Source organism: Prochlorococcus sp. MIT 1342, assembly GCF_047304495.1.
Classification (GTDB): domain Bacteria; phylum Cyanobacteriota; class Cyanobacteriia; order PCC-6307; family Cyanobiaceae; genus Prochlorococcus; species Prochlorococcus marinus_D.
This window is the reverse complement of sequence record NZ_CP138957.1, coordinates 1,576,818-1,596,516: the sequence shown is the minus strand read 5'-3', so window position 1 is coordinate 1,596,516 and position 19,699 is coordinate 1,576,818. Positions and strand designations below refer to the sequence as shown.

Genomic DNA, 19,699 nt, shown 5'->3' with positions numbered 1-19,699 from the left:
CCAAGCTTCCTTTTAGGGAAGGTTACTGGCGCTTAAGTATTGCCTTTAAAGGTTCTTTTTTGCTTGTCTTAATCAAGCCTCTTTTTTTAAATAGGAGAGCTTATATTGAGTAGGCCTGGTCTTGACAGGAAACTGATGCCCCTGAAAAACCAGAAGGCAACTATTGCTTCCTTGCTATTTTTATGCTGCATTTTGGCGATAGCTCCATGGGTGACAACTAGAACAAATAGCCTCGAAGGAGGCCGAAGCTGGAGATTGTCTAGAAAATATCAATTAGAAAAAGATCGTGTATCAGAGATAGACAGTGCTTTAAACGGAGAAGTCTCAAATAGTAATATTCATAAGTTGCTTAGGATGAAGCCGACTCCTTTGATTTTTGCCCAGTCACTTGTTCTTAGTGGACCTGCACGTGACTTGGGGATTAATTTTATAAAAGGCATTGATCTTTATCTTAAAAAGGTAAATGATCAAGGCGGTATAGAGGGTCGCCCGATCATGATCTGGAGATTAGATGATGGCTATGAACCAGATAATGCTTATAATAAGACTAATCAATTTATTAGTTACTCGCAACTTCTTGGATTATTTGCTTATATTGGGACACCAACTACAAAAGCTTCCCTTCCACTAGCTAAGGCTGCTGGAATTGATATCATCTCACCATTCACTGGAGCAAGTGTATTGCGGGGAGCCAATAAGGCCTATACAATTCATCATCGCGCTAGTTATGCGGATGAGGCAAAAAGGATTGTTGATTATTTGGTTAATGATGGATTTGTGCGCATCGCGATAGGATATCAAAATGATTCCTATGGCAAAGATGTATTGAATAGTCTTATAGAGGAATTGGATAAAACTCATAAGCTATCGCCAGTGATAAGTGTTCCTCTTGTAAGAAATTCAAGAGATACGGGTAATGCAGCAAAAGAAATTAAAGCTTATAATCCAGATGCTCTTATTGCAATTTCAACTTACCAGACAGTCGCCAGTCTTATTCAGAATCTAAATTCACAAGGAAGTTATCCCCAAGTCATGACGATTTCATTCACAGGTACTAAGTCACTCATCAAAGAGCTGCCCCGACAAACTTCATTTGGAATAGGCGTTACACAAGTCGTTCCTTTCCCATGGGACCTTCGCAATTCCGTAGTGCGTGAGTACCAAAGTGATTTGCGTGATGTTGATCCAGATTCTGAGTTTGATTTTGTAAGCTTGGAAGGCTATCTGATCGCGAGGAAGCTTGTATCGGCTCTAAGAAAAGCTTCACCTGTCATCAACCGATCAAGCCTTAGACAAGCATTACTGGAGGAAAATGATGGTCTTATTTCTGGGGGTGTAGAAGTAGACTTGGTCTTTCTTGGCACCGACCCATGGCAACCATGATCAACAGCTAGATTTAGTTATTGATGGCAATCCAACAAATCGCCATGGATATTAATAGCACTAATAGAGAGACAGGAGGCCAGCTTTTTTCTAGTAATGTGAGTCTTTTTGCAATCCTCAGACTAGTCTCCTGGTTTGATTCCTTCATTCTAACTCTGCAATCTTGTGTATATAGAACAAGTGCAAAGCTAAGAAGTGAAGCAATATAGCAGAGTACAAAGATTTGATCTAAGTAAGTTAAGTAGGGAAGTTCAGGCAGGCCAGAGCGATAACCTTCCTGCAAAAAAATAAGAGTGAGTAGTACTGCCAGGGGGATCTCCAGGTTATATTCTGATTTGACACGAGTAATTAAAATAATTGATGCCATAACAACTAGTAATGGCTGTATTAATTTCCAGAAGGCTGACCAGGGTGATTTTCCATAGGTAACATCAAAAATTAGTTGGCTATATTCCGCGCTACTCTTATTTCTACTTCCGAAGCTTGTAGCTAAATGATGACGGTATTCTCCAATTGACCAGCCATCTAAGTGCCAGCCGATGACATTGGAATATCCTCCGATTCCACTGTCTCTTATATCAGGGATTATGCGCAAACTATCATAAGTAAGTCTTCCGTCTGGGTCATCCGTTTCAAGTACTATTGGTAAGCTTAGGGCGTCGAAAGGGTAACGAGAAATATTAAAGTTATCGATATAGAATTCTCCTGTATAAGCAAAGGTTTGGCTATAGCTTCCATCTTTAAGTCTTGTTGGAGCGGCATCTCCTTTGGGGGCGATGTCAGTAATCTCCGGGTTTATGTCGTTTTTAAACTTAATTATATTTAAGATTGACATCCCCTCGGCTTCTAAATACCTTTGCAGCTCTTTATTCCAATTCATAAATAGATAGCCTTTGCTTGAGAAGCCTGGAGTTGTGAGATCGATGTCATAGTTATTTATGACGTATATTCCTGTGTTGATTTTATATTTGGTTTTGGTAAGTAATTCAGCATCATTAATCACTTCTAAGCCACTCAGAGGTCTGCCGCGATTCAAGGATGGTTTTGACAGGTTGACGATATGTGGAGAACTTGTAAGCCTGAGTACTTCACGAGTGGATACGGCTTGTTCTTCTGAATTTAGAAATAAAGTAACTAATATTGCGGCAATGAGAAAACCCGAGATGAAAACTGTGTTCCAGCTATATTTGTTCTCCCATAAGCTAAGTGCCCAAGAGTGCCTTCTGGTTAGGTGGCGAATCAGCCTTGTCAGCATTTATACTTTCGCAAGAATGGTAGATTCTTTTTTAGCTTAGCAAGCTAGACTCTTGCGATGCTAATCGTTACACTCTAGCATTTCTAGCATGCTGTGCATTAACGACTTATTCTAGTGTCTAATCTAACTGCACAAACAGGTATTAGAGCTCTTGAAAAGATAACTAGGAGCAAAAAAATTTGATTTATGTCAGCCCTGATATGATCATAAATTGTACATCTGGTTGCATGGCTCCTTGCAGGATTGGCTTGAGATGATGATTGTTGGCTATCTCCAGCAGGCCAACTTATGCAGTACATCTTCGGCGATTCAGGAGCATAATTCTATTCGGTTACTTCATAACACTCATGCGACTTTGATCGAAATGTTCAGCAAAGGCTTGCTGATTGTCTGGCTTCTGTTTGATTGGCTTTGGGATTATTCGCTTGACTAATAGATATTTCGAGCCCCAATGTTGGAGCTTAAGCATTAATATAATCCTAGAAATCACTTCAGCCTTTCTGAATCAGTCAGCTTTTGGAGAATGATGTGTTCATACTTGGATGGTTTTTTGAGTATTTGCCTATCCCTAATGCTCGTTCGCAATCCATGATTCTGTCGAATGCATCACCGATTGCGTAATCAGTTTTCTCGCCCTGCTCTTCTAGTTTCTTGACTTTTTTCTCTAGTTTATACAGAGGGTTTTGCGCCTTGATGCTTTCAGTTGTGCCATGACTTTTGGCTTCAGGCTCTAAGACAGCATGATTGAAAAGGATCGATCCCTCTGATTGCAGATATAACGTTGCCAATTGTTCCAGAACCTTTGTGTATTTTTCACCCTTCTGCTTACAGCGTGATCTGAAAGCATCCAGCAAATCGGGATGAAAGTTTGCCGAGAATTGCCCTGCTCTCACGATCGACTGACTGTGTATGGGCAAATTTAACAGGTTTGCCTATACATAGCGGTTCTTTCGTATTGGCGAGGCTGCCGCGAGGGATCCTTCGCTTTAAAATTTTGATTGATCAACCTCAGCCAACTCCTGATATTTGCCTTAGGAATGTTGCAACGAGGTTTGAGCACCCCTCAAAATTCAAGTCGAGGACAGGACTATCGCAACTCACGAGATTTTCATGCCTGCTCTGAGCTCAACGATGACGGAGGGCAAGATCGTTGAGTGGCTTAAGCAACCTGGCGACAAGGTTGGGCGTGGTGAGTCGGTGCTTGTGGTGGAGTCAGATAAAGCGGATATGGATGTTGAGTCATTTCAAGATGGCTACTTGGCCGCGGTCTTGATGCCTGCTGGTCGTTCTGCTCCAGTGGGCGAAACGATTGGTTTGATCGTTGAAAGTGAGGCCGAAATCGCGGCTGTTCAGGCCAATGCCCCTGCTGCGCCAGCGTCTGATCCTGCCCCTCTCAAGACTGCTGCAAAAGTTGTCGATGACCCTGCCCCAGCATCTACTCCAGCGCCCGTCGTGGAGAGTCCCACTGTTGCTGCTCCGCCGCCTGTTGCCAGCCAAGCAGTAGACACTGACAAACGCATCGTTGCTTCACCGCGGGCTAAAAAACTTGCTGCGCAGATGGGTGTTGATCTGGCCAAGTTGAGGGGTAGCGGACCCCATGGCCGTATCCAGGCTGAAGACGTGCAGCTGGCTGCAGGTCAGCCGATCAGTGTGCCTCAGGTTGCTGAAGGAAACGCTTCTTTCGCAACGACGCATGCGACTTCTGCAGGCGTTTATCATGCAGTGTCATCTCCTGTAGGACAGAGCTTTGGGGCCCCGGGAGAAACCGCAGCCTTCAACAACCTCCAACAAGCGGTCAACCGCAATATGGAGGCCAGTTTGGCCTTCCCCTGCTTCAGGGTTGGCTACACGATCACGACTGATCAGTTGGATGCTTTTTACAAGCAGGTGAAGCCTAAGGGCGTCACGATGACAGCCCTTCTTGCCAAAGCCGTGGCTTTGACGCTGGTGCGGCATCCACAGGTGAATGCTGCTTACAGCACCGCTGGGATGGTGTATCCAGAGCAGGTGAATGTTGCTGTTGCAGTAGCGATGGACGATGGCGGTCTGATTACACCGGTTTTGCAGAATGCTGATCGCACCGATCTCTATGAGATGTCGCGGCAGTGGGCAGATCTTGTGAAGCGGTCACGCAGCAAGCAGTTGCAACCCGAGGAATACAGCACCGGCACTTTCACCTTGTCGAATCTGGGCATGTTTGGTGTGGATCGCTTTGATGCAATCTTGCCCCCTGGCACTGGAGCAATTTTGGCGGTGGCAGCATCGCGACCTTCGGTTGTGGCAGGCAAAGATGGCTCGATTGCGGTCAAGCGCCAGATGCAGGTGAACCTCACTGCCGACCATCGCGTGATTTATGGCGCCGATGGGGCCGCCTTCCTCAAGGATCTGGCAGAACTGATTGAGACGCATACGGAGATGTTGTCGATATAAAATAAGAATCTTGAATGAAAGCTGCACAGTCTTTTCAACGCACCAACGTTGACATGGCAGTTAGACGCTTGATGGAAGCGACTAAGCTCAATTGTAGGTATTAATTATTGGTAGTGCCTAGGCAATAGTATTGTGGTTAGCCTAATCCTTTAAGCATTGCTGCATGCTTAAAGGATTAGGTATTCACCTGTGAAGGAAGTTACCCCTTCAAGCTTAATTTCCATTTCTGGATCTTGATTGCCTTTTATGTTGGCAATAAGCTTCTTATCGTGAAATCTCACTTCACCATCGTCTTCACTAAATTCATCTGAACCTATAAAACGTAGATTATCGTCAACGTCGGACAAGTCGATCTTGTCTCCTTCGCTGCCTGAGAAATCTGTGATCACATCACGGTTACTTTTCCCTATCTTAGAGTCGGCTATGTCTTGGTATTTAAAGATATCTTTACCGTCCCCTCCTTTGAGGGTGTCATTTTGATTTCCTCCAATGATGATGTCATCTCCATCTCCTCCAGACAAGATATCGCTGCCTGATTTACCTTCAAGAATGTCATTACCATCTAACCCTTTTAGCTTATCATCACTGTCAAAGCCAAGAAGCTCGTCAGGCCCTTCAGTACTTTCCAGCATAGTTAAACCAAGAGCATCAAGTAAAAAACTTGATCCAGGGCCATTGATGCCATCTCCCTCTAGAATGCCTTTGCGAGTGTTGTTGAACATATTTTCATATTCATCAAGAATATTTGGGTTGCTGGGAAGGCTGTCTGAATCTGTATTTATGTTTATAAAAACATTAAGTTTGCCTTTGTAGCCAGCGACAACATCAAAAGCATCATTATCAATGGTTTCTACATCTAGTTGATAGTACTCTAGTTTTTTATTGTCACCTCCGTATTCAAATGACCAATCTGGCTTTACTTTGTCAAGCCAGGCCCTTTTGTTGAAAATATGTGGAGTTACTGTGGTGATTTCCATCCCTAATGCTGATGCTGCACGTGTTTTTGACCCATTAAAGTTAGGCTCTCCAAATAGGTTCGCAACATCTGAGGTCACGTTAATATCACTTGTTGAAGTTGGTATATTGGAGCTTCCTCCAGCTGAATTAGAGAATAAAGTAATTGAGAATTCCTCTTCAGGTGCGAATCTTTCCTGTAGGGAATTGACGATATTTGCCACAGCAGTGTTGTCAACATATCCTCCATCAATTAGACGATTAATTTTGTCACGTGCAAGTTGATTTACATCTGCCTCTGCCGCTGGAACTTTGACAGAAGCACCATCTTTAAGGCTTACTGGTATTGAGAGTGAATTAAGATATCTTGTTACATAGGGAGTTAATATATCGGCTGTAGAAGGGGGAGCTCCGTCAAGACTTATTTGGACGATATCAGTCAGTTTAGATGCTTTCAACTGTTCTAGGTATATCGGTAGGGCCTGGCGTACAGTGCTTAATGTGGCAAGCATCCCAGCTGCAGCTGAGGAGATCGTTGTGGCATCGACTATGGATAAATCTGAATCCAGTCGACTATTATTTATGGATGTTTCGATTGATTCTTTTCTTTCCGAGCCTGAATTGGTTTGCACGTAGGACAGCGCTAGATCACTACCTAGAATTTCAACAAATGAGTTCCCGTTATTGTATGCATCTTTCTCATATAGGATGGTTACAGGACTTATGTCACTCTCATTGGCGACCTTTTTATTTGATAAATTAGCGGATATAAAATTGCCACTGTCCAATTTACCAGAATCAACGATTGCCCCATTTGTAGGAATCGCAGCACCAAAAATAATATCTTGCCCATCTGACGCCCATGCGTTGGGACTATCTCCAAATGACCTACTTAGGTCTTTATACATATCATAAGGGCTATAGACTAGTTGCCTAGTTACTTCACCCCAATCTGGCTTTGAGTCTTTATTTGCATAGGATGCAAAATTTATTAAATAATCTTTGTCTATTAATGTAAATAGATCACTCATCTTAGGCTTAACATACGGAGCCAATTTTTCTATCAATTGGTTTCTGATACTCGTCGGCAGACGGCCCTCGGCAGCTAGTTCATTAATCCCTGGATAATAATTCAGAAAGGTATTAATTATCTCATGAGTCATACCCATGACCATTTGCTCCCTTCCATCGTGGGTGCTGGCACGATTGAACTTTTCTTTCAGTTGACCCATATAACCTGTTTCGAACCAATTGCCTGCATTATTTGCTAGATCTTTTTGGAATTTTTCCGAATATGTAAGCATCGATAGGAACCAGCTACCTCCTGAGTTGCCAGCAGCACCATTTAAATCACCAAGTAAATCGTTAAAATTTACGCTTGATTCTCTTTGATTTTGTAATGCTTCCAATGCCCCACTCATCCATGCGGAACTTGCTGTATGTGTGTGCCATCCTCCACCTGAGAAAGCTATATATCGGTTACTTTCAGCTGAAGTCATGATGACTGTTAAGGCTTAAAATTAATAATAGCGATGGCTGTTGGCGAGAAACATGTGAATTATTATTGTGTTATATTTACGCACGTTAGTAGATGGTTTGGGAACGACATATGACAATTCATAAAATCAACGAATCACTGGTCAATGTATCAACGTCCGCAAGTTTTACCTCGAAATCAGTCTCTTTGTCGCGATCAGAGTTTATTTGTAGAATGTTGTCTTCAAATCTAATTTCACCTTCATCGCCACCAAAATTATCTGACCCTATGAAGGTAAGCTCCTCATTGATTGAAGATAGGTCTATCTTGTCGCCTTCACTAGCATTGAAATCGGTTATTAAATCCCGCTTATTGTAACCACTTTTCGAATCTTCCATTGAGTTGTATATAAAGGTGTCGGCTCCGTCTCCTCCTCTGATTTTGTCAGCACCATGACCTCCGGTGAGGTAATCATCTCCATCGGCTCCGTTAATATCATCGTCACCTTCCTTTCCTTCAATTGTGTCAACATGGTCAGTGCCTTCAAGAGAATCGTCTAGGTCAAAGCCAGTCAAATCTAACCCACCCCAAATGGGATAGTCATCAAAATTCCAGGCTGTGAATGTCATTGCTTTAAGACCACTTTTGATCTGAGAAGTATTGCTTTCAATTTCAAGCCAGTCATTCAATTTATTCTCAATTGCTTTATTCATGCCATTTGCATATGGCTTGAGCTTATCTGAGATCGAATCTGTAACCATCTGACCGAGTTTGTCTACGCCAGAAGTGAATAAGTTCAAAACCTGCCCTTGAATTCCACCCGATCTAATGAAATCCTTGACGTATAAACTTTGCTTCTCGACAAACCCTTTAACAGCTTCGTCCACAGTAATCTTGTATGCTTTCTCTACGTCAACATTCTCAACGAACAGATTGTCGACAGTCGGAGGTATCTCATACGAAATTCCATGGGCTGAAAGTGTTGTATGATCATTGTACGAAGGCAAGTCAAAGCCGAAATCAAATTCTATAGGTAATGTTGAGGGCAAGTCTACATCAAAAGTATAGTCCAAAAGGGTTTCCTTGGATATCTCACTATCGATTATTTTCGTAGACTTTGTCTTTACTGCAATAGGGGATAGGTCTCTGAAAAATCCCCAAAAGCTTGAAGTATTAAATGATGGCGTCTTCCAAGAAATAGAAACAGTTGGGATACTCGTCTTGTTCCATGCCTTGGCATTTTTTACATTTATATTTGTGGTGGCAGATAGGTTTTCAATGTTGATGTCTCCAGAAAAACTGAAAACCACTCTTTCGGTAGCCTTCCCATCTTCATTTGGGCTCCCAATTTCATTGCTCTTAAGCTCTATATTTGACATGAAATTAGATATGGCCTCGTCGGCATTTGTCACTGCAGCGCTGAATCCGTAGTCAGCAGATACTCCAGTGTCAATACCAAAATTTCCACCTCTGAGATCTATATTTTTATTGAAATTATTGCCATATCTATATTTTAAATCTGCAAGATTACCTGTTAGCCCTTTTTGATCCAGTACGGCGGCATGCGCTACTAGATCAACGATCGATTCGGTTGCTGCCCTAATTGCGCCTACCTGGCCTTTGAGGCCTCTCCCGGTGCTATCAAGAAGCAGCTTTGGAGCCATTTTTGGATCAAAATAAACTATGCAGTAATTTAATCATATCCTTCCAGTCTTGATGCGGAATGGTCGCAAATCGTCTTCTTGATACTTTCGTGGCTGGCTTGATGGTATTTTCTGCATAGATAGTCACTATGAGCGCAGGATAGCATCGCCTTTTGATCCGCTTATGAACTAATTTTATGAAAAGTCTTTATCTCATTCAGGACGCCTAACCACACCAAGTAGAGGGTTCTTGACTGGACCGGCAACCCCGTAGGTCACCACGAATCCTTGACCACCAGCAAACGTCGATGTTCGACCTAAATAGCTTTTGTTGATGACGGCATTTTCGTCGTACCAGTTGTTCGCACTCCAGATATTGCCGGCATCATCGATAATTACATCGGTGTTCATTTGAATAACACCACTCTGATAATCATGAATCACTTCACCTGTCGTTTTCCCTTCAGGGCAATTTGATGTATTGGCTCCACAGATATGCATCAAACTGCTACCAAAAAGATTTGCAACCCATACATTGTCATTGCCATCGATGCTTACACCCCAGGGAATATAGACATCTCCTTTTGCAATGTCTGATTTAATCATCTTCAAATCAGGTGAGATCAGTGCAATCATTCCAGAGCTTGTTTGTTGTGGATTTGCTTTTGCATATTCAAGCCCTTGCATGAATTCCTGCATGATTGTTGTTGGGCGTGGAGGTTCCTTGCTAACCCCAGGAGGTAAAACTAGCGTTGCTGAATTAGTTTGCTGGGCGACCCAAGCATTGCCTTTGGAATCGATTGCCACACCTCTTGCTCCTAAAGCGATATCAATTGTTTTCACCGCCTCAGGGTTTTCTCCAGGGAAGATGGTGAGTTTATTGTTGTAGCTGCTGGTTACCCAGACTCTATTTTGCTGGTCAACAGCAATACCGAAAGGAGCTTGTAATCCTTTGATTGTTAATCGCTCGCCATTCTTATAGTCACCATCGGGGAAACGAATCATGTGATCCTTGGTGTTATCTGCAATCCATACATCTCCATTCGCTGCGGTTGTTACTGCTTGCAGTTGGCCGATCTCGCCATCAACAGTCGCCGGTCCAAGTGGTTTACCATCTTCAAGATCAAAGACCCCGATCTTGTTGTTAAAAGTGCCTACCCAGGCATAATTTTTCGAGACTCCTGTTCCCCAGCCCACGCCATTCAGCCCCTGTCCGTTATATCCCTGAGGTGATGGGGAGAGCGCTTCTCCGCTGGCGTTGAACCTGGTGAGCCCTCCGCCAATAGAGTTGATGACACCAGATTGGGAACCAGGCATCCAGTTGGCACCACTCCACATATTGGCGTTGTCGTCAAACATCATTTTCCCGAGTGCCATGGCGCCGCCACCTTCTAGACGGATCGAGAGTGAAAAACTCTCCGGTTCAAATAACAGGTAGGGAAGGGTTGCGCCTTCTCGAATTTGTTCTGCCTTGTTGATTGGATATTGTTGAGTGAACAGTTTGTAGAGCTCACTGGCTTTTGCCCACGGCTGTTTGGCGATAGAAATCAGTGCTTTGAGGCTGTTATCAGAATTGGTTAGATTGAGGAACTGACTACAGCCATCAGCTGTATTGCTATTGCCACAAAGGGCCAATAGGTTGGAAAGAACGTTGAGACGAACCATCGTCTCGGAGTTGGGTAGGTTTAAGCCATTTAGAAGTGTTTCGCCATATTCGCCATTGCTTGTATTGACTAGGTGCCTTACATGCCCCGAACCAATGGCTAAAGCTGTTTTGCTACCACTGATCTTATTTCCGTTGATCAGTTGAGCATTGGGCCACACTGATCCCACGGATGTCAGTTCGTTGATGACGACAGACTTGTTGGAATTGGAGTCAAGAACACTGAGCATTTTCAAGTTGCCAGTATCTTGTCCATCGATACTTCCTCCTTCAGAAATTAAATAACTAACCTTATCCTTATTGCTGGGTATGGACAATTTGAACGCCCCATCTTTAGAAGTTTTGGTCTCAACGATTTTCTTCGCTCCATCCTTGGCGGAAGACTGCCAGAGCAAAACCTTGGCTTCACTGACGGGCTTTCCTAATACGGAAACCCTCCCTGAGAAGCTTGACGCATTACCCGTGATGCTGGAGACATCGCAGGAGGCAAGCAAGACCGACAGCGAGCCCAGCAATGCACCTCCAAGGATGGAAAAGGAAATGGGTTTCATCGCTACAAATCGTTCTGTTGATTCTTCTAGTTGTAGTACGTAAGTCGTGCAAGCTCTTCAGTTCTCGGTGTTACGTCATAGACCTGTAAAAGTGCCGTTTGCTTCCTTGCGTGCATCCTGAAGAAAACGATTCCAAGACGACTTGAGCTTTTTCCAGAAACTTCTTGGGCATCCACTCCTCCGCAAAAAGGTTGACGATGAGCGGCTGCCCAGTGTTCAGGCTTTGCCGATCCTTTCTTCGGACGCCTTGTCGTCAGTGGCTTATGCCACTGAAGCTGCACTTGGTGTTCTGATTCTTGGCGGCAGCGGTGCCCTTGGCCTTTCTGTGCCGATCACCCTGGCGATTATTGCTCTGGTTGCCATCGTTGTGCTCTCCTACCGCCAGGCGATTGAGGCTTATCCGAAAGGGGGCGGCTCCTACGTCGTGGCACGCGACAACCTTGGCCGCAACGTTGGTTTGATTGCAGCGGCGGCATTGCTGATCGATTACACGCTTACCGCGGGGGTGAGCCTCATGGCTGGCACTCAGGCTCTCTCCTCCCTAGTGCCATCGATGCTCGATCACGAGGTTTCGCTCGCTTTGCTTTTGTTGGCGCTGATTGGCTGGGCCAATCTGCGGGGCCTCAAAGAGACTGGACGGCTGTTTTCTTTGCCCACCTATGCCTTTGTGGTGATGGTGGCTTTGTTGATCCTTGCCGGTTTGAAGGATCTGATTTTTGAGCATGGCTTCGTGCCGGATATGCCACCAGCTATGCAAGCCGTTCAGCCGTTGGGGTGGTTTTTGATCCTGCGGGCCTTCAGCTCAGGTTGTTCAGCGATGACTGGTATTGAGTCGATTGCCAATGGCGTGAAAGTTTTTCAGGAACCTGCGGTGGTCAATGCCCGACGCACGTTGTTGGTGATGGGTGTGTTGCTCGCAGCCATGTTTTTGGCGGTTAGTGGGCTGGGTTACATGTATGGCATCGCTCCGAATGATCGGGTCACTGTGTTGGCTCAAATCGGTTCGCGGGCTTTTGGTTCGGGCAGTGTTCTGCTTTGGGCTCTGCAGCTTTCCACTCTCTTGATCCTTGTTTTGGCGGCCAACACCGCCTTTGCAGGTTTCCCTCGTTTAGCGGCGATGTTGGCAGAAGATCATTGCCTGCCACGGCAGTTGAGCTGGATTGGTGATCGCTTGGTCTACCAGAACGGTATTGGCGTTCTTTTGCTGGTCACGGCGCTGATCATCGTGATCTGCAAAGGCGATACCACTGTTGCTGTGAACCTTTATGCCCTGGGGGTCTTCACTGCCTTCACCCTTTCTCAGTTGGGATTGGTCCGTCGTTGGTGGCGGTTGCGGGGGAATGGTTGGCAGGGCCGACTGTTGATGAATGCTCTTGGTGCAGTCACCACTTTTGTGGTGCTTGTGGTGATCGTGGTGAGCAAATTCCAGGAGGGTGCCTGGACTGTGGTGATTGCCATCCCTGCATTGGTATGGGGTCTGGCGCAGATTCGTCGCCGCTATCGAAAGGCTTATGCAGCGCTCGCTTTGGAGCCCCACTTTGGCCCATTGCAGGTGGAGCCTCGCCAACCTCCTTTGGGTAATCACTGCATCGTTTGGATTCCGGGTTTGTGGCGTGCCTCCATGGAAGCGTTGCGTTATGGATGTTCCATTGCTGATTCCGTGACGGCTGTCTTTGTGCTCGGCGATGATGATGATCCAGACGCAATTCGTACCGCCTGGGACAGACTTGTTGGCGATCATCCCGGTGAACTCGAGCTCCGCCTTTTGGAGAGTCGCTTTAGTTCGGTGATTGATCCTTTTTGTGATTATGTCGTAGAGCAGGAAGAGCTTCACCCGGAGCGCACGACCACTGTGGTGATGGCGCTAGTGATCACTCGCGATTGGCTCGATCAGACGCTTCTCAATCAGCGGGCTGTCTATTTGTTTAAGGCCCTGTCTGGCGACTACAGCCGAGTCTTTTGCGTGGTGCGTTATTACCTAGCGGGATAGTTGATCAGCGACGTCGTTTGGGTTGACAACCTTTCTCTACACACTTTGGCGTTTCAGCTTGAAAGATGGCGTAGAGGGCTTTTCTTTTGGCAAAATATCATTGTATTGCTGCTATCTATTCGCTCCTGTAGTAGGCCTGAGGCTCAAATGAGGGCACCACAATTGCACTTGCCATCCATGGATCATGAGAAGGGAACTAGAGATTGGATGGGCGACTGAGGTTTTCTAAATGTCAGAATTGAGTTGACGTAGAGCAACACACTCAAGCAAGCATTAAAGATCTCCCATTCCACCCATTACACATCTCCCTTGCGTACAACTCTTCTTCACCCATCCCTCTTTTGTGCAACTGAATAGGCCATTGGTTGATGTTTCTCTCTTGAGAGATTCATTCCTGCAGAAAAAAGTTCCCTTTGGTGTTTGCATGACTTCATCACTAATCCGTTGCCACTTGCCAAGATTGATGTAGGGTTTCTTCTCGCAATCTTCAGGAAATCTTGACATGCAGGGATCAAATATATAGTCATCTTTGTCAACATAAACCCCAACATCCCCAGGACTCCATGGAGAGTAGTAATCATAGTTATTGGTGATGCCTTTGTTTGGCTGTGATTTAATTGATTGAGGCAAGGATGTAGCGAGAATGAAAAGAAAACAAGCAGTGAAGAGATTTATGCCTTTAGTCATTTTTAATCGTTTGCTATTGAAAAATACTGGATTAAAGGGTGAAACTGGTCAGGCGATGCAATTGATCCTGTCAATGCCCATGTCTATGTAAAATCTTAAACTCTTTATTGCCTGTCAATAGTGAGCGTAGATGGGAAAGAGTTGAGTGTTTAATATTCAACTTGGCGGTTTGTTTCTATAAGGTATCTGATGCAAGAAACAACAAGATATTATTTCTTCTAAGAGTGATAGGTAAGGATCGGTTTTATCAAGATCATGATTTTTAATTGATATTCAGATGTAGTCCTCCAGAAATAGTTGAATACACCCATGAATTGCATCTTGGATCACACAAGTTTTTACTTAATCCCAACAAAGGCAAGCTTTTGCATGATTTTTGTGAGAGAAACCTTCGAGCTTTGAATCAATAGCTTTCGCCCTATTCACTTTAATCTGAGCAGCATCAAGTGCATGGTGCCGCAATGTGCGATGAGGATCATGTTGAACGCCCTCAGCAGAGAAGATTGAAAACCTATGCTGATTACCAGGAGATTTGCTTTGGTTTGCTCCCACCCTTTTGGCAAGGGCTGCTGATCTGACGCTCTGCTCTGGTGGATGCTCTTCCCTGCTCGAGCATTAAAATAGATATGAATGGCCAGCGGACCAAAAAATTGGTGGTTTGTGAACCCAGAACTTTCTGAACGGTTTTTTGAACGTCACTCATAAAGCAAGACTTCACGAATGGTTCTAGACCCAAGAGATTCTCTGCTCAGTTCTTATGACTATCCGCTTGATCCTGAGCGCATAGCTCAGCTGCCGGTGGAGCCAAGACATTCGGCGCGGCTTTTGATTGTGCAGCCATTGGGGATGAAGCCTCCCATCGCTCGACATGCCGAGGTTTGGGATTGGCAGGAGGAATTGCGCGCTGGTGATCTGCTTGTCATCAATGACACTCGCGTTCTTAAGGCTCGGCTGCGGGTGCGGCGATCAGGTGGTGGATTGGCTGAGTTGTTGGTGCTTGAGCCGCGTGGTGAGGGTCGCTGGCTGTGTTTGGGCCGGCCTGCTAAACGTTTGCGCCCAGGTGATCAGCTTTGGCTCGAGGCTCTAGGCGAGGAGCCCATTGCTTTGCAGGTGATCAGCAAAGACAGCGCTAGTGGCGGACGGGTTGTTCAGTTCCCGAGCCATTACGCCAATGCCGAGCAGCTTGAGTTGCTGCTTGAGCGCTACGGCGAAGTGCCATTGCCGCCTTATATCCAACGTCATGATCCAAGTGATAGCGAGCGTTATCAGACCCGTTATGCATCTCGCCCCGGCGCCGTTGCTGCGCCAACGGCGGGGCTTCATCTCAGTGATGAGTTATTGGAGGCTCTCAAGCAGCGGGGAGTGATGCTGACCAGTGTCACCTTGCATGTGGGCTTAGGCACGTTTCGACCTGTTGAAACTGAGGATCTGAGCCATTTGCAGCTTCACAGCGAGTGGGTGGAGGTGCGCGACGACGTTGTTGAGGCGGTGATGGCTTGTCGAGCACGAGCAGGCCGGGTGATTGCTGTGGGAACCACCAGCGTCAGGGCCCTTGAAGGTGCTGCTTTGGCAGGTGGCGGATTCCTGCAGTCGTTTTGTGGAACAGTGGATTTGGTGATTCAGCCGGGTTACCGCTTTGCTGTGGTGGATGGACTGCTCACCAACTTCCATTTGCCCAAAAGCTCTCTATTGCTGTTGGTGAGTGCCATGGTTGGTCGTGAACGGCTGCTGGCGCTCTATGCCGAGGCCATTGAGCACCAATATCGCTTTTTCTCTTATGGCGATGCGATGTGGATTGATCCAGAGGCGGTGTTGCCAGCGGCCCGCCCCTGTTGATCAGTTTCTAGCTGGAGGCGATTTAGGCAGCTACAGGGGCCTGAATGATGCCTGTGGGCACACTCTCAAACATCACTGAAGAGAGATAACGCTCGGCCATGTCTGGCAGCACTACCACGATGGTTTTGCCAGCAAATTCGGGTTGTTCTGCCAGACGAATAGCCGCTGCAACTGCCGCACCACTGGAGATGCCCACCAGTAGACCTTCTTCATTTGCCAAGCGCAGGGCCATGGCGATGGATTCATCATTGCTGACCTGCTCAACACGATCCACTAAAGAAAGATCGAGGTTTTTGGGAATGAAGCCGGCTCCAATGCCCTGGATTTTGTGAGGACCAGGTTTGACCTCTTCCCCGTTGAGGGTTTGGCTGATGACCGGGCTATGGGTTGGTTCGACGGCTACAGAAATGATGGCTTTGCCTTTCTCCTGCTTGATGTAACGGGAGACACCTGTGATCGTGCCGCCGGTGCCTACGCCAGACACGAGCACATCAATGGCGCCATCACAGTCGTTCCAGATTTCTGGACCGGTTGTTTTGCTGTGGATGTCGGGATTGGCCGGATTCTCAAACTGACCGGGCATGAAGTATTTCTGGGGATCGCTTTCGGCGATCTCTTTTGCCTTGGCAATGGCGCCTGGCATTCCCTTGGCTGCTTCTGTGAGAATGAGTTCTGCACCAAGCACTGCCATCACCCGCCGCCGTTCTAGCGACATTGATTCGGGCATGGTGAGGATCAGTTTGTAGCCGCGGGCTGCTGCTGTGTAGGCCAGAGCGATGCCGGTGTTACCAGAGGTGGGCTCAATGATCGTGCGCTCTTTGCTCAGTAAACCGCGCTTTTCGGCATCCCAGATCATGTTGGCGCCAATGCGGCATTTCACGCTGTAGGCGGGATTGCGGCCTTCAATCTTTGCGAGAACAGTTGCCTTGGCGTTTTTGCTGACGGCGTGCAGTTTGACCAGAGGAGTGTTGCCGATTGCCTGGCTGTTGTCTTCGTAAATGCGGGACATGCGTGCATATGAATCGACCACATCATTAGCTGGAATTTGGCTCTATTGGTGAGGACGATGATCTGTTGTGACGACCATGTGATGGGTTGCTTACGGTTAGGCCTTCAACGCCATCTCAAAGCGGCGCCAAAGATTATCGGGATCTTCAAGCCCTACGGATACGCGCAGCAGATGGCTGGGCACTCCACAGGATTCTGCCCAGCTCAGTTCGTTGTAATGGGCGAGCAATACATAGGGGCACACCAGCGTGAAGCTTGTGCCGAGGCTTGGACCTTTGCAGACCTGTAGGGCGTCATACACCCGCTTGGCTTGCTCTATCCCCCTCAATAGCTCAAACGAGAGCAGGCAGCCGTGGCCGGCGCCAGGGCGCATCAGGGCTTGGAAGTTGGTGCATTGGCCTGGGTGGTGTACTCGAGCAATAGAGGGATGACAGGCCAGCTTGTCTGCCAATCTTTGGCAGGCGTTGTTGAGCTGCGGCAGCCGCTGGGCCACATCTCGGCTGGCTTGTTCTAAGGCGATGGCATCAGCATCCCCCAGGGGAGCAAGGGCAGTTGAGAACTCTCTGGACAGCTCCTCTCGCCAGGGGGAGCTAGGGCTGACGACAAGAGAACCGGCCAGGATGTCACCACGGCCGGCGAAGCTTTTGGTGAGGGAGCTAAATACCAGATCTGCATGGGGCAGCGCATCAAGATTGAGTGGTGAGCCGATGGTGTCATCAGCGATCACGGGGATACCTCGAGCCTTTGCTAGGCGGGCTACCGCTGGCAGATCGACGCACTGCAGCATGGGGTTGCTAGGGAGCTCAACGATCACAGCGGCTGGTTGTCTGCGATCAAGTTCCAGGGCCAATCGGTTCAGATCTGTTGTCAGTAGAAGGTCGCAACCTTCAAACACCACCTCAGGCAGCTTGAGCACATCCACATAGGGGAAGCCAAGCTGCAAAAAGGGTTTGCCTGGGCGTAGAGCCGTAATCGCTTGCAGGGCTTTGGTGAGAGCAGCCATCCCGGAGGGATGGAGCTGCACGAGCTCTGAGTCGCAGCCATAGATCTCTGCGAGTCGTTGTTTTAGCAACCTCTGGGCGGCTGCACTGGCTTGCAGTGAGGGGAATGGTTCCTGCCCAAGTGCGCTAGCAGCCTGACGTGAGGATGCACCAAGGCCGCTGTGTTGCCAGAAGGCCTTGGCAGCGTTGCAGCCTTTTGCGTCGGTGAGCAAACATGGCAGGCCCACTACGGTTTTGATGCTTGTTTTTGCCATCGGCTCACTGCGTTGGCAATGAAACTTGGCTCGTTCAGCGGCAGCAGCAGTGGGATAGGGCCAGGCACTGCCATCATCTGCACAGCCATGCTCTTTTCGTGCTTTTTGGGCGATCTCTGCTACCAGTGGATGGAAGCCGAAACGGGGGTAGATGGCCTGCAGGGCCTTAAGACAAGCAGGGTCTTTCTCCTCATAGGCGACCACGTCTTGCCAGCGGGGTAGGGCTACCGAAACGGCATGGGGACTATCTGGTAGAGCTTTGCCGAGGTCATCAGCGTGCCAGCAGGGATCCTGCAGTAGGTCGCGTGGGCTCACTACAGCTGTTTGAGGGCTTGATCTAAATCTCTGCTGAGATCAGCGAGGTCTTCGCAGCCCACGGAGAAGCGCACCAGACCATCATCGATGCCAAGTTTTTGCTTGACATCTGGATCGACTGAGGCATGGGTCATGGTGGCGGGATGACAAACGAGGCTTTCAACACCGCCCAGGCTTTCGGCCATCGTGAAATAGCGCAGGCTCTTGCAGAAGGCGTAAGTCTGGCTTTGGTCAGCGTCGAGACTGACCGTGACAATGGCACCACCACCACTCATCTGCTTGCGGGCTACAGCCTGCTGGGGATGGTCTGAACGCAATGGATAGCGCACCCAGTGCATGCGTGGATGGCTGGCCAGTTGATCAGCGATGGCGGCAGCATTAGCGATGTGGCGTTCCAGCCTGAGTGGAAGGGTTTTGATGCCCCGAGTAATCAACCAGGCGTCAAATGGGGAGGGTTGTAATCCCAAGGCCTTTTGTGCGAACACCATCTTTTGCTGCCATTGCGGGTCGTCGCTGCAGACCACACCGCCAAGGGCATCGGAATGGCCGTTGATGTATTTGGTGGTGCTGGTGAGTGAGAGGGTGGCGCCCAGCTGCAGTGGTTGTTGCAGTAGGGCTGTGGCAAACGTGTTGTCGACGACGACTGGGATTTTTTCTGCTGCAGCGGCATCACACACGGCTGCCAGATCGATCACTTTGAGCAGGGGATTGGTTGGACTCTCCAGCCAGATCATTGCGGGTTTTTGAACTGCAATGGCATCAAGCGCTGATGGATTGGTGAAATCCAACCAGGCTGTTTGTACACCAAAACGACTAAAAACCTGCTCGAATAAGCGCACGGTGCAGCCGTAAAGATTTTCCTCACAGAGCACCAGATCTCCGGCTTGCAGTGTTGAGGCGATGGCTGTGATGGCGCTCACCCCTGAAGCGAAGACAGTGGCGAATTGACAGCTTTCTACGGCTGCCAAAACTGATTCGAGGATGCGGAAATTGGGATTGCCTGAACGGGTGTAGTCGAAGCCCTGAGGATTGCCGTGGGCAAAGGTTGAACTGGTAAAGATCGGTGGCATTACGGCACCGGTCTCTGCTGCAAAGCTCTCGCCGTGGTGGATGGCGCGGGTACTGATCCCTGCAACCTCCTGCTGTTGATCGTTTTGAGCTGGGGCCACGACCTAGAGAGGGCTTTGAGCAGGGTAGGCAACAGCAACAAAAAACCCCTGCAAAGCAGGGGCCTGTTGAAGAACGCTTGGCT

General features: G+C 47.6%; 15 protein-coding genes. 6 read left to right on the top strand and 9 right to left on the bottom strand.

Annotated elements, in window-relative coordinates:
* Window positions 1–135: 135 nt before the first annotated feature.
* Window positions 136–1,383: an ABC transporter substrate-binding protein gene (locus SIB79_RS08190; RefSeq protein WP_413681051.1), complete on the top strand. Its 1,248-nt coding sequence runs from the start codon at window positions 136–138 to the stop codon at window positions 1,381–1,383.
* A 13-nt stretch (window positions 1,384–1,396) separates the two neighbouring features.
* On the opposite strand, the gene SIB79_RS08185 is transcribed toward SIB79_RS08190, so the two are convergent.
* Window positions 1,397–2,419 carry a hypothetical protein gene (locus SIB79_RS08185; RefSeq protein ID WP_413681050.1) on the bottom strand — a complete coding sequence of 341 codons (1,023 nt, stop codon included), beginning with the start codon at window positions 2,417–2,419 and terminating at the stop codon, window positions 1,397–1,399.
* Window positions 2,420–2,873: 454 nt separating this feature from the next.
* On the opposite strand from SIB79_RS08185, the gene SIB79_RS08180 reads away from it, so the two are divergent.
* Window positions 2,874–3,071, top strand: coding sequence for a hypothetical protein (locus tag SIB79_RS08180; RefSeq protein ID WP_155724622.1), 198 nt, complete (start codon window positions 2,874–2,876; stop codon window positions 3,069–3,071).
* Window positions 3,072–3,147: 76 nt separating this feature from the next.
* Here the strand turns inward: SIB79_RS08180 and SIB79_RS08175 are convergent, their stop codons facing one another.
* Window positions 3,148–3,531 (bottom strand): hypothetical protein, encoded by a 384-nt coding sequence (locus tag SIB79_RS08175; protein ID WP_236072598.1) that lies wholly within the window; start codon window positions 3,529–3,531, stop codon window positions 3,148–3,150.
* A gap of 217 nt (window positions 3,532–3,748) precedes the next feature.
* Here SIB79_RS08175 and SIB79_RS08170 point away from each other — a divergent pair, with 217 nt between their 5' ends.
* Window positions 3,749–5,068: a dihydrolipoamide acetyltransferase family protein gene (locus SIB79_RS08170; protein ID WP_063403461.1), complete on the top strand. Its 1,320-nt coding sequence runs from the start codon at window positions 3,749–3,751 to the stop codon at window positions 5,066–5,068.
* A gap of 167 nt (window positions 5,069–5,235) precedes the next feature.
* On the opposite strand, the gene SIB79_RS08165 is transcribed toward SIB79_RS08170, so the two are convergent.
* The 3 genes from SIB79_RS08165 to SIB79_RS08155 all read right to left on the bottom strand — a co-directional run bounded on the left by SIB79_RS08165 (window position 5,236) and on the right by SIB79_RS08155 (window position 11,035).
* Window positions 5,236–7,521 (bottom strand): type I secretion C-terminal target domain-containing protein, encoded by a 2,286-nt coding sequence (locus SIB79_RS08165; RefSeq protein WP_155724621.1) that lies wholly within the window; start codon window positions 7,519–7,521, stop codon window positions 5,236–5,238.
* A gap of 118 nt (window positions 7,522–7,639) precedes the next feature.
* A complete protein-coding gene (locus tag SIB79_RS08160; RefSeq protein ID WP_063403459.1) occupies window positions 7,640–9,163 on the bottom strand; it encodes a type I secretion C-terminal target domain-containing protein in 1,524 nt (507 codons plus the stop codon).
* Window positions 9,164–9,355: 192 nt separating this feature from the next.
* Complete coding sequence (locus tag SIB79_RS08155) at window positions 9,356–11,035, bottom strand: hypothetical protein (RefSeq protein WP_413681049.1); 1,680 nt, start codon at window positions 11,033–11,035, stop codon at window positions 9,356–9,358.
* A gap of 79 nt (window positions 11,036–11,114) precedes the next feature.
* Here SIB79_RS08155 and SIB79_RS08150 point away from each other — a divergent pair, with 79 nt between their 5' ends.
* Complete coding sequence (locus tag SIB79_RS08150) at window positions 11,115–11,399, top strand: hypothetical protein (RefSeq protein ID WP_413681048.1); 285 nt, start codon at window positions 11,115–11,117, stop codon at window positions 11,397–11,399.
* A 99-nt stretch (window positions 11,400–11,498) separates the two neighbouring features.
* Window positions 11,499–13,346, top strand: a complete 1,848-nt coding sequence (locus SIB79_RS08145; protein WP_063403457.1) for an APC family permease — start codon at window positions 11,499–11,501, stop codon at window positions 13,344–13,346.
* Window positions 13,347–13,619: 273 nt separating this feature from the next.
* On the opposite strand, the gene SIB79_RS08140 is transcribed toward SIB79_RS08145, so the two are convergent.
* Entirely contained in the window at window positions 13,620–13,976 is a 357-nt protein-coding gene (locus tag SIB79_RS08140; RefSeq protein WP_155724620.1) for a hypothetical protein, read from the bottom strand.
* A 777-nt stretch (window positions 13,977–14,753) separates the two neighbouring features.
* Here SIB79_RS08140 and queA point away from each other — a divergent pair.
* Window positions 14,754–15,869, top strand: coding sequence for a tRNA preQ1(34) S-adenosylmethionine ribosyltransferase-isomerase QueA (gene queA, locus SIB79_RS08135; RefSeq protein WP_063403454.1), 1,116 nt, complete (start codon window positions 14,754–14,756; stop codon window positions 15,867–15,869).
* A gap of 22 nt (window positions 15,870–15,891) precedes the next feature.
* Here the strand turns inward: queA and cysK are convergent, their stop codons facing one another.
* The 3 genes from cysK to SIB79_RS08120 form a co-directional block, all read right to left on the bottom strand.
* Complete coding sequence (gene cysK / locus SIB79_RS08130) at window positions 15,892–16,878, bottom strand: cysteine synthase A (RefSeq protein WP_011129603.1); 987 nt, start codon at window positions 16,876–16,878, stop codon at window positions 15,892–15,894.
* Between the two features lie 96 nt (window positions 16,879–16,974).
* Entirely contained in the window at window positions 16,975–18,447 is a 1,473-nt protein-coding gene (locus SIB79_RS08125; RefSeq protein WP_063403453.1) for a PLP-dependent transferase, read from the bottom strand.
* On the bottom strand, window positions 18,447–19,616 hold the full coding sequence (locus tag SIB79_RS08120) for a trans-sulfuration enzyme family protein (protein ID WP_063403452.1): 1,170 nt from the start codon (window positions 19,614–19,616) through the stop codon (window positions 18,447–18,449). Before SIB79_RS08120 ends, SIB79_RS08125 begins: the two co-directional genes overlap by 1 nt.
* Window positions 19,617–19,699: the final 83 nt, after the last annotated feature.